Here is a 13,421-nt window from a genome sequence, read left to right as displayed (position 1 = left end):
AACTGTTAGCTTTTTTATCTAATTGACTTTCAGATTTTAGAATAATTTTTCACTTTGAAATATACTCTATGAATGCTAAATGCACGTATAATTGAATCGCTCTAATGGCTAAAAACCTAATCGCTAACAGCTACTTCTTACTCAAAAATATCACCCAAAGCCGGTAGCCACCAATCTTTACTACTAAACAAATAGCGCCCCGAAACGACCTCCTTCATGACGCCCGGCAGTCGTTGCAAACGGTTATCGGGCAGGGTTGCCCGGCGGCGAAAATGCCTTTGCCGGAGGTAAAGTTTCACGAGTTTTTCGTGCGGAACAAACGGCAGTTCGCGGAGCAGAGCGTACATATTCTGGGCATGATCAGCTTTTTCCAGAATTGGCGTAAGTTTCTCGGCCCGATCGCGGCGAAAGCGATCCGAAAACCGAACGGGGTCGGTTTTTGCACCAAACCCAACCTGCTGACTTGCGTGCATGCGGTAAGAAATGAGCGGTTCGGCAATGAAATCAATCTTCTTTTCCAGGCTCAGCGCCAGGGCAATCCAGGCATCATGAATAAGCGTCGGGATATGTAACGGAAAGGGCGTAAGTCGAGCCAGGCATGAGCGACGTAAGGCCAGCGTAGCACCCGTAACGACAAAACCACCAAACAAAATTTCGTGCGCTTTTCCGGCTTTCCAGCGGCGCTGCGAGCTTTCTGTAAACTCAACCTCTTGCCAAATCGTAGATCCGGTCGGCTGTGAGTCGTCGTTAATAACTTGTGCGTTTGAAAAAACGGCGTCGATTTCTGGGTGAGTTTGCAGATAATCTACTTGCTTTTCTACTTTATCTACCCGCCATACATCGTCCTGATCGCACAAGAAAATAATTTCTCCCGAACACAGCGAAAGGCATTTTTCAAAATTCCGGGTTGAGCCCAGGTTTGTTTCGTTTTGAACGATGCGAATAGGAAAGTTGACCTGACTTGCGAATTTTTGAAGCAATACAAGGGTGCCATCCGTGGAGCCATCGTCACATACAACAATTTCGTCTATTGGTAGCGATTGTTGTAAAATGCTCTCTAACTGTTCGGGCAAATAGTTTTCCCCGTTGTACGTACAGAGGGCCACTGAAATCATGTGTGTATGTGATTTGTAAAACAAATATCCTTTGTGTTAATACTATTTTCAAAATAGAACTTTATGGTGGGGATTGGGAAAGTCGTATTGTGCCTGACGGTTGACCAGCAGGTGAATAGCTATATACACCATGTTCAAGTGCCCATTGAAGAGCTTCTGCGTATCGTGGGTCGGGGTTGTAATACACCAAAGGGGTCGCAGGGTTTTCAAGCCATTGTTCCAGGGTTTGGGAAATTTCTCTATTATTCCGTTGAATATCCCGCCAATTGTTCACAAAGCTTAGCATCCAAAGGAGCATAATCAGACTTAGGGTCGGTAAAATTACGGGGAATTTGGTTTTTTTAATATCCTGAAAAATTAAAAGTAGGAAAATAGGCAGGCAAGCCGAAAAAAACATGTACCTCGGCGCAATGCCACCCGCTGCTTTGGAGTCGTAGCGAGCCATCGCAATCAGGATTCCGGTGAGGATTGGTAACGAGAGCAGACAGTACAAAAATGGATTTTTAAAGGCATATCCTTTAAATAAAAGCATAAGCCAAAACCCAAAGACCCCCAATCCAGCAACAAAGCAAAGCACGATATTGGCGTGCGACCAAAACTGAGCAGCAGGATTCACATAAAGAAAACTTCCCAGAAAAGTGAAGAGTAATTTTGCCATCCAAAAAGGATTAAAAGGTGGCTTGTTGCTGAATGACCCATGAAAACCCGAAAGAAAGAAAATTACTCCCAAGAGGCTGAAAAGTGTCCAGACGGTCAGGTAACTTCGTTTGTTTTTTACGGCCAGAAAGAAAAACCCCAACGGTAAAACCAGTATACCATTGCCGAAGGAGACCAGGGCGATTGCGGCAAAAAATAGTGCCCCGAAAAAATAGAAATGAGACGGTTTAGTAACCGAAATATGTAACAGAAACAAACTTAAAAAAGAAAAGAAAAATACGGCATAATATTGGATTCCGCCCCAGTAGTAAAGCGCAACCTGCCAATGCGAAAGGTTAAACAAAAACAGGGTTATAGGAACGAGAACGGGGAAGTAGGAAATTCTCTGATTTTTGATAATAAAAAGAATCAGAACGAATATAGCGAGCAGGTAAATATTTTGGTACCAAACCAGCGCTGAAAAATTGATTGTGCCAAAAATAGTGTAAAAAAGCGCTGCTGAGCCACGGGAGAGTAAAATGTAATGCTCACCATGAGGAATGAGCAAGGCCCGTATTTTCTCCGCAGTATCAGGGTTTTGGTAGTAATGGTTTTTGATGAAAATCAGGGTGGCTGCGTAGTCATCATACGAGGGGATATTGCAGATAAAATAGCTGAGAGTGCCTGCAAAAACGCACAAGACAGTGGTAATAATCACTAGGGATATTGTTCGATTCATGCTTTTAAGGTATGATTTTATAGTAGGACTTACAGGAATAAAATAAGGGATTTTTTAGTAAATAGTAAACCAAAAGTTAGTAAACGGAGAGATAAAATGGCATTAAATGATCCGCTTAAAAAGGCGATTTTGAACCTGCCGACGCGGGAGAAAGACAAACTGCTGCTGCGTCTGATTACAAAAGACCGGGTGCTTGCCGATAAACTTCATTTTGAGCTAATAGAAGGCTCTGCAACGGTCGAAGAGCGGAAAAGCGTGATTTTTGAGCATATAGCCCTCCTGGGCAAAACGAATCATTCCTCGGCCGGATGGCTAATGATGGATCTTCGCACACTTAGCGGAGAGATAACCTATCATGTGAAAATAACCAAAGATAAATACGGAGAAATAGAGCTGTTACTCCGGATGCTCACCACGGCTTTTGCCACACATAGCGAGCAGCTGAGCAACTACAATTCACGGACGGACAAATGTGCGCTGTACATGGCAAAGAAGGTAAAACTTGTACTGGCTCGACTCGCTAAACTGGATGAAGAATATTACGTCGATTTTGAAAATGAGGTCAATGTACTCTTGCAGTATATACATAGCCACTGTACCCGAATGTACGCAGCACAGCTTGCTTTGCCCCGGCAGTGGCCCTGAGAACGATAGAAAAAATTGTCGGATCAGCCCCAAACGCCTACTTTTGTGTACATGGAAAACACCGCTCGCTGTACTTTATTGATTATTGATGCTCAGGTTGATTTTTGTTCGCCGGAGGGTGCACTTTTTGTGCCCGGTGCCGAGCAGGACATTCAACGACTTGCCAGGCTGATTAGCACTCACGCTGATCAAATCGGGCAAATAATTGCTACTCTTGATACGCATCAGGTACTGGATATAGCCCATCCGGGTTTTTGGGAAAATGCTGATGGTCAGCCACCTGCGGCCTTTACGCCGATTTCTTATGACGATATTTGCACAGGAAAGTGGCTCCCTCGATTTGAGACTGAGTACTGCAAAACGTACGTTCGGAAGCTGGAAGAACAGGGAGAGTTTACCCATTTTATTTGGCCCGAGCATTGTCTTGCCGGCAGCAGGGGAGCTGCATTGGCCGAGCCAATTGCAACCGCACTTGTACAATGGACGCATCAGACGCAGAAAAATTACCGAACCCTGGCAAAAGGCGAGAACCCGTTGTCGGAGCATTTTGGGGTTTTTCAAGCCCAAATCCCCGTAGAAAATGCACCCGAAACGGAACTAAATCTGGCGCTGCTCAACGACCTGACCCACTATGAAGAAATCTGGATTGGAGGAGAAGCCCGCTCGCATTGCGTAGCCACAAGCCTGAAACAAATCCTTCGGCACGCTCCGGCGCTGGCACCAAAAATTACCCTGTTAACCGACTGCACATCCGACGTGCCGGGCCTGGGACATTTGGCTGATCCGATTTATGAGACTGCCCGGCAGCAGGGAGTCCGGTTCCTGGCGTCCACAGACCTTTAATTTCTGGTATAGCATGATTTCCTTTTTCTATCGGCATCGCGCCTTTTTTTTGCCTTTTGGCCTGCTTTGGCTGGGCGTAGGTTATATACAGTTTTTTTATTCCCAAAATTACATCATCGTTAGTATCAATCGTTTGTGGACACCGGCTCAGGACTGGATTTTCAGTTTCATGACGTTTTTGGGAGATGGTATTTTTGTGATCGGTATGGTGCTGTTGTTTGCCTGGTTTTCCATAAAAAAAGGTACTCTGATTCTGGCAGGATATGTATTTTCAGGAATCATTGTGCAGCTCAGCAAGCATTTTGTTTTTCCTGATGCACACCGACCGGCCCGCGTCATGGAAAACATTCTCCCGTGGCTACACACCGTGAGCGGTGTTGCAATGTATCAGAATGGCAGCTTTCCTTCAGGGCATACCACTTCGGCCTTTGCATTATTTGCTATGCTGGCTTTTTTTAATTCCTCCATGCCATACAAATTGTTTTTTCTGCTATTGGCTTTGCTTGTAGCCTACTCACGCATGTACCTGCTGCAGCATTACCTTCTGGATGTACACATGGGGGCATTTCTGGGTACCGGCACCGCCGCATTGCTGTACTATCTGTCAGAAAAAAAGGTGCTGCCGCGTTTGGATACATGGGAAAATCGGGGTTTGCGAGAGTTGCTTTCTAAAAAAGAATCCTGACTTCTGCTTTCAACCGTTGAGTTTTTTATAGGTTTGTGTTTAAACGTATGCCTGCATACTTTTTCCTTCACTCACTCCCCCCAAGCACATGAAAAGATTTGCAGAACAAGTAGTACTCATTACCGGAGCAGGCTCGGGCATTGGCCGGGAGGCAGCGCTCGCTTTTGCGCGTGAAGGCGGGAAAATCGCCGTTTCGGACATCAACGATGACAGCGGTGCCCAAACAGTCGCTATGGTGCAGGAAATAGGTGGAGAGTCTATTTTTATTCACTGTGATGTGGCTGATCCTGAGCAAATTGCTGCACTGGTTTCGCAAACGGTAGCTTACTTTGGCGGATTGCATATTGCCATCAATAATGCGGGCGTGGCGGGTAATCTGGGCAAAGTGGCCGATGTACCGCAGGCTGAGTTTCATCAGCTGGTAAACATTAATTTGGGGGGCGTATTTTTTGGTATGCAGCATCAGCTTCGGCACATGCAGCCGCAGGGAGGTGGCTGTATTGTGAATGTTGCCTCGGTGGCTGGCCTGAAAGCATTGCCCAACAGCTCGGTGTACACGGCTACAAAACACGCCGTCGTAGGATTGACCAAGGCCGCCGCTATGGAGTATGCCCGCAAAAATATTCGTATCAACGCTATTTGCCCGGTTTTTACCCGCACCGGTATGGTGGACCAAATGTTTGCTCTGGCACCTGATTATGAACAAAAACTAGTTAAAAATATTCCGCTTGGGCGCTACGGCGAGCCTGCCGATATAGCACAGGCTATTTTATGGCTGTGCGACCCCGGCAACTCCTTCGTAACCGGCCTGGCGCTGCCAATTGATGGCGGAATGATGGCGAGTTAAATTTCAACGTTATTCAAATGCTTTTGACCGACAAAAACCAACAGATTGTTCTTTGGATTCTCATGCTTTTTGGCTTCGGATGGGGGCTTTCCAATGCGCCGCTATTCGATGAAGACGAGGGGTTCTTTGCCGAAGGAACCCGTGAAATGGTCCTTCGGCAGGATTTTATCTCTACCTATATTAATCAGGAAGCCCGCTACGACAAACCGCCCCTTACCAATTGGCTGCAATATGCCGCTACACAATTGCTCGGCTGGACCGAAGCGGCGATGCGGCTGCCTTCTGCCTTGGCGGCTATTGCCTGGATGTGGACAATTTATTTTTTTACCAAAAGAAAACTAAACCATCAGACTGCCTGGTATGCCGCGCTTTTTGCTACCTGCGCCTTACAAGTTACGATTATCGGCAAAGCAGCCCTGGCTGATGCCCTGCTCAACGCCGCGCTGGCAGGAGCTATGTTTTGTCTGTTTGAATTATTGGCTGCGCCTCACCGGCAGTTAAACTACATTCTGCTGTTTTATTTCCTGACCGGGCTTGGGTTTTTGACCAAAGGTCCCATTGCGGTGCTTGTGCCGGGAGCCGTCACGATACTCTACCTGTTGCGATGGCGCACCTGGAAACCGTTGCTTCGACTGCTGCATCCGGGCGGAATTGCGTTGTTTTTGTTAGTGGCAACGCCCTGGTATGTGCTTCAATACCAAAAAAATGGCGACGAGTTTTTGCAGGGGTTTTTCATGAATCATAACCTCAACCGCTTCCAAACAGCCTTTGAAGGGCATTATGGCGGCATTCTCTACTTTGTGCCTATTCTATTGGTAGGGCTGTTGCCGTTTACAGGTCTCATGCTTCGGGCTCTCGGCAAAGCCAGATTTTTGTGGTACGACCGCTACTTTTCCTTTCTGTTGCTGTGGTTTGCTTTTGTGTTTGTTTTCTTTTCGCTGTCGGGTACCAAACTGCATCATTACATCATTTATGGATACAGTCCGTTATTTGTGTTAGGCGGTTGGTATGCTTCGCAAAGCAGACGGCCGGTTGGCGTCGGCCCGCTCATGAGTTTACTGATTGTATTGACAGTCATTCCGTTTATTCTGCCCGCAGGTATTCCGTACGTAAACGACGAGTATGCCGTGGAGGTCATGCGTGGAGCAGCTGAACAATTTGATGTGTGGTATGTACTTACCATGGTATTTTTATTGCTACTTCTTGGATTGACAGGCTTCAAAACCTCCTGGCCCCCGCAGCTCCGGTTGGGACTGATGGGTGTCGTATTGCTCGTAACCGTAAACATCCTCTGGATGCCGCGGTTGGGTGCCCTGCTTCAGGAACCCGTAAAAGAAGCGGCGTTAATCGCCAAAACATTGCCCAATGAGCTCCTCGTAGTCAACGATCACTACACACCAAGTTTTCACTTTTATTCGGGCAGGTTTGCACAGGAGCGCGAAAGCCGACCCGGAGATTTGGTTTTTACAAAAAAACACCGACTGAAATCATTCCAAACCATGGATGTTCTGTATGAAAAGTATGGCCTGGTTTTGGCACGCATTCCGCAAAATGTTTCATCAGAAACAAACCATGAGGAAAAATCAACATTGGATGGCAGAGAATAGCTTTTACCTAAAATGATAAAATCCAGGAAGAAGTTTATCTATTCAAGTTTTAGAGATACGAAGCTCATTTCCTTACCTTTGTAAAAATGTAAAAAGCGACCACACGTTTTCAACATACCCGTGTTATTATTTAATGTAAAATGAAAAATCTTTATAAGAAAATAAGAAAATCAGCACTCATTCTGGGACTTGCAGTTCTGGGATTGCCTTTTTGTGTTCATGCTCAACGTGTATATTTTGAACAGGATTTTCTGGATGAGGCTGAGTACGCATCTACCACACCGACCGTTCAGCAGTTTGATACTATCCGTATTGCGCCTCCACTCACGCTGACGAGCGGCCCCGGCGATGGCTATTTGCAGTTTAATCGTCCATCAACAAGCGGCGAAGCCCGTATTGTGCGCTCAACAGACATAGGCGTTAACCTGCGGAGTTTGTATATTGAGTTTACCGTAAATGTGCCTAATAACTCAGGTGCAAGCAATAATGCGGGTCTTTTTTCTTTTGGTACAAATTACTCAACTACCGCAGTTGGAGCAACCTCACCCGGAAATTCTTTTGCGCGCTTTTCGATTGCCTTTAATGGTGACAATACCTACCGGATATACGATCCTAGGTACTTCACAACTTCGGCTAATCTGAGCGGTCCAACCGCTATCCTGCTGGTGACAAACGGACGAGATGAGCCTTTTCCATACCTGACTCCACTTGGTACGTATGATACGTTGGCACTCAATTCGTACAGCCTATGGGCAGGAACAGAGTTGATTTCAGAAAATGTGCGGTCTAATAATGATCTTCCCATTACGGACTTTGACTTTCGGTTCGGGCTGGGAGTTGGTTCTATTCAGTTTGGTCCTCTCCGAATTCGTGAAATTGAAGGAATTTTACCTGTAAACCTGACGTATTTCCGCGCTCAGCGACTGGGCGAAGAAGTTGCTCTGGAATGGGAAACTGCCTGGGAGCGCAATAGTAAGGAGTTTGTGGTGCAACGGAGTACGAACCTCAAAGAGTTTGGAGATATTGGCAAACTTGCAGCCGCCGGTGAAACCGAAGGAAAAACACAGTACACATTTACCGATCCGTCACCCGCTTTGGGAACGAACTACTATCGCCTGCGGCAGGTCGATAAAGACAATACGTATGAATACTCAAAGGTGGTAGATGTTGTCAATAATCCTAATGCGCCGCAGCTGTTGGTTAGTCCCAATCCAATCAGGAATCAGGTGGTTCGGTTGCGTACTTTTTTACTTGACGATTCGTCTTTGCAGTTGGTTAACTTGCTCGGACAGACCATTCCGTTTGACATGAAACAGACTGAACCCAATACGCTGGAACTTCGGCCACTTTCATTTATGTCACCAGGGTTATATATTATTTCTACCATAAAAAATGGAACCCGGTACAGCTCCCAACTGGTTGTTCCTTACTGATTTAAAAGTATTTTTAGCAAAAAAACAGTTCTAATTAGTGCTCTGGCGTAAATTTTCGCCAGAGCTTTTTTTTTATTTAAATAGTAATTAACTTAAAATCAGATACACCACTAGTGCTCAGCGTAGGTATGAAAAACAGGGTTGAAATTACTCCTCTTAACTTCTCTGTTCCATGCGTTTATGTCACTGCATTCTCGTTGTTCGCACATTGGTTTTTGTGCTTTTCTCTCACTTGTTTGCTCATGCACAAACAACTCCGTTTCAGATCAGATGGCCTTTTGACAACTCACTCTCAGGGGAGTCCGGATCTACTAATTTTTCGATTAGCGCTGCCTCCTTTTCTGCGGATGTAGGTCAGCTTGAAATCAGCCCATATGGTATCACCGATGCGGTCAATCAGGCCTTGATTACCAAGCGTTGGCCAACAGAAATCGATGAATCATTTTACATGCAGATTTCATTCACACCAATCCAATATGAGTACACACTTTCGTCCATCTCCGTACGTCTTAAGCGCTCTGGCGAAGGGCCCGTATGGGTGCTTTTTAAAAGTAGTCTGGATAATTATTCGACTGTTATTCAGGCAGTAGAGCTGACGAGCGCTTCTGTTTTTGTTGAACCGACCATTCCTTTTGCCCATCCAAATCTATCTACCGGAGTCACGCTCAGGATATACGCATATGGAGCGATCAGCGGTCGCGGAACGCTGTGGTTTGATGAGTTGACAATCAACGGCGAGCGCACGTTATTCATTCTTCCGGTAAGGCTCGTTGATTTTAAAGCTCAAAAAATCAATCAGAAAGTTCATCTTTCCTGGAAAACTGCTCAGGAAGTGAATACGCGCGAATTTGTGATTCAGAGAAGTACCGATTTAAAGCGATTTGTAGATGTCGCCCGTATGCCGGCCTCGGGTGGACAGGAAGCTCCGCAGGCTTACGAATTTGCCGAAACAGACCCAAGGCCCGGCACAAGTTACTACCGATTGAAAATAGTGGATTGGGACGGAACGTATGAATATTCGCCCATTCAGGATATCATTACACCGCATCAAAACCCGTCGGCCTACGTGAGCCCTTCTCCCGCTACGGGCAACCGAATCTATCTTGCATTACCTGTTCAGGATATGTCGCAGGTTCGGTTATTTTCGTTACAGGGTGTCGAAATTGGTCTAAAACAGCAGCGAATTTCCCCCGAACTTCTGGAACTTATCCCGGAAAAGATACTTAAACCTGATATTTACGTTTTAACACTGAAAGAAAACGGAATACCGCTGTCGCTACGGGTTTTGGTTCAATAAGCGTTTCTGAAACTTTAATTGGATTCCATAAAATGTTGAACTCAAAGCCTTTCCTCCGTACCTTTGTTAGGCGTTTTACACAAAGATGTAAATAAAAAGACGACTTATTCCTAAACTCTTTACCTAAAATTACATTTTTTGACACAAAATTGGTAGTGAGCTGGTGATACAAAACGTGAAGAAGAAAGCCAAATGGGTGCTGGGTTTTGCCCTCCTCATTGGGTTGCAGGGCTGTGAGCGGACGCAACATAGCAAAGTGAAGGAACCGAACGACTGGTATACCGAGTGTGTCGGAAGTCCGTTGACAGCGGAACAGGAAGCGACCATTCGATTGAAAATTGATGCCACACATAAAGTCGGTCAAATCGAGGAAATTTTCAGGAAAAAGCGCCTTTCAGGATTTAATGGCAATGTCCTGATTGCTCAAAAAGGAGTCGTTCTGTATGAAAAATCGTTTGGATATTCTCATTTAAGAGATAAAGATACGCTCCGTTCGCAGCATGCGTTTCAATTGGCCTCCCTTTCGAAACCCTTTACAGCAGTGGCTATTCTTAAATTATACGAGGCGAAAAAAGTCCGTTTAGAAGATTCAATCCAGCATTTTTTTCCTGATTTCCCGTACCGCGCCATTACCATTAAGGATCTGCTTTGCCACCGAAGTGGCTTGCCCAACTACACCTACGCTTTCATGGACAGCGTGCGGCACGGCAAAAAGTATCCGTCTAATCTGGACGTCATGCGTTGGTTTGCAACTGTAAAACCGACTCCCGTACCTTACAATCGGCCCAACCGTTCGTTCAATTACAGTAATACCAATTATCTGGTTTTGGCGGCAATTGTTGAAAAAGTATCAGGTGTGACTTTTGAGGCTTATCTCCAAAAGCAAATCCTGGCTCCGCTCGGCATGACGCATACCTTTTTGAACACCAATGCTGCCGATTCAACGCTGCCATTCCGAACGGTCGGGCATCAGTACGGGCGCGAGGTGCCCAAGGATTACTACGACGAAGTAGTGGGTGATAAAGGTTTGTATTCCACCACCGGAGATTTGTATCGCTTTTATAAAGGATTGACAGCCAATTGTTTGCTTAGTAGAAAAACCATGAGGGAAGCGTTCTCTCCCCGAAGTTTTGAACGAAAAGGCATGAAAAATTATGGCTATGGATTCAGAATGCACCTGGACGAACGCGAAGAAGCCCGCTATATTTATCACGGGGGGTGGTGGAAAGGTTACAATACCATGATGTGGATGAATCCTGCGGACGACTTCATTATTATCATTTTAAGTAATTCGTATAATCGTTCGGTCTATCAGATCAAAGAACTGCTGGACATCCTGCATGGGCAGGTACAGACCGATGATATTGAGAAAGACCTGTAAGTTCGGTTTGAATTGGGGGCCGAATTAAAGATATTTGCCCAGCCAAATACCCAACGTAGTACATGTCTTCAACCGATTTAACCTTTCCCGTGCTTCTTCTGCTGGCATTGCCTTTTCTTGCTTTCGGCGCAATTGCAGGCATGGGCAGTTTTCTAAGAGCCTCAGTCGGATGGGTAGCCGCCGCATTTACAGCGGCTGGGCTTGGCCTGAGTTTACTGCTTTTTCTTTCGCCGGAGTCCGTTCAGATGCAGTATGACTGGATCAGGCTCGGGCCCTATGTTCTTACCTTATCGCTTCGGGTTGATTCGCTGGCGGGCATCATGCTCCTGCTCGTGCATGCGGTGGCGCTGCTGGTGCAGGTCTATTCCATTGCCTACATGCACGACGACCCCAACCGGAGCCGATATTTTGCTTTTCTGCAACTATTCATTTTTTCAATGCTGGGCATTCTTCTTTCGGGAAGTTTGCTGTTAATGTACATATTTTGGGAACTCGTAGGGCTTTCGTCTTACCTGCTCATCGGTTTTTGGCATCATAAACCACGGGCGGTTTGGGCGGCCAAAAAAGCTTTTATTCTCAACCGCATCGGCGATGCTGCCTTTCTGACGGGTATCTTGCTTTTGTTGCACCATACCGGCACCACCGATTTTACTGCTCTTCCCTCGGCCCTGTCGGTGCTTTCACCGGGCTTATTGACCGCAATCGGGCTTTGTCTTTTTGGTGGATGCGTCGGCAAATCTGCGCAATTTCCGCTTTCGGCCTGGCTTCCGGATGCCATGGAAGGCCCCACGCCCGTGTCGGCTTTGATCCACGCCGCTACGATGGTTGCCGCCGGGATTTTTCTTTTGGCCCGTATTTCCTTTCTCCTGACCCCGACAGCGCAGGTAGTCATTGCCTGCATTGGTACCATCACAATGCTGCACGGTGCCTGGCTGGCGCTGCGGGCCTGGGATATTAAGCGCGTGCTGGCCTATTCTACCATTTCGCAGCTGGGGCTGATGGTCGTTGCGGTTGGTTTGGGTAGCTGGCAAACGGCTATGTTTCATCTGCTTACCCATGCATTTTTTAAAGCCGGGTTGTTTTTGTCAGCAGGCTCGGTTATTCATGCCCTGCATCCCACCGAAACTCAAACCAACTTTGATCCTCAAAATATGCGTACGATGGGTGGCCTTCGGACGGTTATGCCTCGTACCTTCTGGTGTTTTGTGATTTGTGCAGCTGCACTTTCGGGGCTTCCGCTTTTGTCGGGATTTTTATCAAAAGACGCTATTTTTCTGGCGGCCTTTGCGAGTACGGCTTCTTTGGGTTCAGTGGCTTATGTCTTTGCTGCACTGGCAATTCTGGCCGCCGGACTCACTGCCTACTATATGACCCGGCAGGTGTGGCTAATCTTTTTTGGAAAAAAACGGTATTCAGCTGCAAGCGTTCATCCGCACGAGTCGCCTGCCTTGATGTGGATACCCATGGCGATTCTGGCAGTAGGGACGTTATTTTTCTGGTATTCGTCTAATCCGTTTGAAGCAGAGTCAGGCTGGCTGTTCCGGGTATTGCAGTATGCGCCTGACGTTCATTCTGTTTGGGTACCTATGGTTTCCGTAGCCGTAACAGTTTCCGGCATTGGCTTTGCCTGGCAAAAAGCGACTGGTACCCGAAATTTTCTGGCCGATGCAGGAGAAGACGAAAGTCCAAACTGGCGGCTTTTGGCACAACAGATATTCAATCGCCTTCGGCTATTGGCAGAGCACAGCGAAGAAACCCAACAGCACATTTTCTTTTTGGGGCCGCTGCAAAAAATAGCCCGCGCATGCGCGTACATCGAGAATCGGGGCATCGACACGCTCGTAAACCGCCTGAGCCGCTATATGGTTGTTGTGGCGCATGTGCTAAGCTGGGCAGACCGCTATCTGACCGACGGAGGCGTGCGGGCGGTTAGTTATTCGGTGCGTGGCGCAGGAGCAGTAGTTCGGCAATTTCAAAATGGAAAAATACAATCCTATTTTCTGGTCACCTTTGTGAGCGTGCTTTTGCTGCTTCTGTGGGTGCTTGTGATTTAAGTAGCTATTAGCTGTTAGGTTATTAGCGGAACGCCGCCCGGTTATTAGTTTTTTATTGTACTGATAATCAAATGTTTGTACCATTGTTTGATTGTCCATTTAATGAAACTAAATATGTTCAAGTACTTACTATAAATTA

The 13,421-nt window shown here is 46.4% G+C and carries 11 protein-coding genes; 9 read left to right on the top strand and 2 right to left on the bottom strand.

From position 1 onward, the window contains the following. Window positions 1-137: 137 nt before the first annotated feature. Together EZE20_RS01070 and EZE20_RS01065 are read right to left on the bottom strand one after the other, a co-directional pair. Window positions 138-1,115 carry a glycosyltransferase family 2 protein gene (locus EZE20_RS01070; protein ID WP_132113580.1) on the bottom strand — a complete coding sequence of 326 codons (978 nt, stop codon included), beginning with the start codon at window positions 1,113-1,115 and terminating at the stop codon, window positions 138-140. A gap of 61 nt (window positions 1,116-1,176) precedes the next feature. Next, complete coding sequence (locus tag EZE20_RS01065) at window positions 1,177-2,490, bottom strand: hypothetical protein (protein WP_132113578.1); 1,314 nt, start codon at window positions 2,488-2,490, stop codon at window positions 1,177-1,179. Between the two features lie 96 nt (window positions 2,491-2,586). On the opposite strand from EZE20_RS01065, the gene EZE20_RS01060 reads away from it, so the two are divergent. The 9 genes from EZE20_RS01060 to nuoL all read left to right on the top strand — a co-directional run bounded on the left by EZE20_RS01060 (window position 2,587) and on the right by nuoL (window position 13,282). Next, entirely contained in the window at window positions 2,587-3,135 is a 549-nt protein-coding gene (locus EZE20_RS01060) for a hypothetical protein (protein ID WP_132113576.1), read from the top strand. A gap of 51 nt (window positions 3,136-3,186) precedes the next feature. After that, window positions 3,187-3,978, top strand: a complete 792-nt coding sequence (locus EZE20_RS01055) for a cysteine hydrolase family protein (RefSeq protein ID WP_132113574.1) — start codon at window positions 3,187-3,189, stop codon at window positions 3,976-3,978. A gap of 13 nt (window positions 3,979-3,991) precedes the next feature. Further along, window positions 3,992-4,663: a phosphatase PAP2 family protein gene (locus EZE20_RS01050; RefSeq protein ID WP_165933376.1), complete on the top strand. Its 672-nt coding sequence runs from the start codon at window positions 3,992-3,994 to the stop codon at window positions 4,661-4,663. Window positions 4,664-4,751: 88 nt separating this feature from the next. Continuing rightward, window positions 4,752-5,510: an SDR family NAD(P)-dependent oxidoreductase gene (locus EZE20_RS01045; RefSeq protein WP_132113570.1), complete on the top strand. Its 759-nt coding sequence runs from the start codon at window positions 4,752-4,754 to the stop codon at window positions 5,508-5,510. Between the two features lie 17 nt (window positions 5,511-5,527). Next, window positions 5,528-7,117, top strand: coding sequence for an ArnT family glycosyltransferase (locus EZE20_RS01040; RefSeq protein ID WP_132113568.1), 1,590 nt, complete (start codon window positions 5,528-5,530; stop codon window positions 7,115-7,117). 140 nt (window positions 7,118-7,257) lie between these two features. After that, entirely contained in the window at window positions 7,258-8,550 is a 1,293-nt protein-coding gene (locus EZE20_RS01035; RefSeq protein ID WP_132113566.1) for a T9SS type A sorting domain-containing protein, read from the top strand. 172 nt (window positions 8,551-8,722) lie between these two features. Further along, window positions 8,723-9,847 carry a hypothetical protein gene (locus EZE20_RS01030; protein ID WP_132113564.1) on the top strand — a complete coding sequence of 375 codons (1,125 nt, stop codon included), beginning with the start codon at window positions 8,723-8,725 and terminating at the stop codon, window positions 9,845-9,847. A 175-nt stretch (window positions 9,848-10,022) separates the two neighbouring features. Beyond that, window positions 10,023-11,228: a serine hydrolase domain-containing protein gene (locus EZE20_RS01025; RefSeq protein WP_132113562.1), complete on the top strand. Its 1,206-nt coding sequence runs from the start codon at window positions 10,023-10,025 to the stop codon at window positions 11,226-11,228. Window positions 11,229-11,290: 62 nt separating this feature from the next. Further along, complete coding sequence (gene nuoL / locus EZE20_RS01020; protein WP_132113560.1) at window positions 11,291-13,282, top strand: NADH-quinone oxidoreductase subunit L; 1,992 nt, start codon at window positions 11,291-11,293, stop codon at window positions 13,280-13,282. The last annotated feature ends 139 nt before the right edge of the window (window positions 13,283-13,421 follow it).

This window comes from Arundinibacter roseus (genome assembly GCF_004348825.1).
GTDB lineage: Bacteria > Bacteroidota > Bacteroidia > Cytophagales > Spirosomataceae > Arundinibacter > Arundinibacter roseus.
Note: the sequence above shows the minus strand (reverse complement) of the source record. Positions and strands in the feature narration are given on the sequence as shown.

Coding starts and splice junctions, on each gene's coding strand:
- EZE20_RS01055 (WP_132113574.1), top strand. CDS start 3,187: ATGGAAAACACCGCTCGCTGTACTTTATTGATTATTGATGCTCAGGTT.
- nuoL (WP_132113560.1), top strand. CDS start 11,291: ATGTCTTCAACCGATTTAACCTTTCCCGTGCTTCTTCTGCTGGCATTG.
- EZE20_RS01060 (WP_132113576.1), top strand. CDS start 2,587: ATGGCATTAAATGATCCGCTTAAAAAGGCGATTTTGAACCTGCCGACG.
- EZE20_RS01065 (WP_132113578.1), bottom strand. CDS start 2,490: ATGAATCGAACAATATCCCTAGTGATTATTACCACTGTCTTGTGCGTT.
- EZE20_RS01045 (WP_132113570.1), top strand. CDS start 4,752: ATGAAAAGATTTGCAGAACAAGTAGTACTCATTACCGGAGCAGGCTCG.
- EZE20_RS01070 (WP_132113580.1), bottom strand. CDS start 1,115: ATGATTTCAGTGGCCCTCTGTACGTACAACGGGGAAAACTATTTGCCC.
- EZE20_RS01030 (WP_132113564.1), top strand. CDS start 8,723: ATGCGTTTATGTCACTGCATTCTCGTTGTTCGCACATTGGTTTTTGTG.
- EZE20_RS01040 (WP_132113568.1), top strand. CDS start 5,528: ATGCTTTTGACCGACAAAAACCAACAGATTGTTCTTTGGATTCTCATG.
- EZE20_RS01050 (WP_165933376.1), top strand. CDS start 3,992: ATGATTTCCTTTTTCTATCGGCATCGCGCCTTTTTTTTGCCTTTTGGC.
- EZE20_RS01035 (WP_132113566.1), top strand. CDS start 7,258: ATGAAAAATCTTTATAAGAAAATAAGAAAATCAGCACTCATTCTGGGA.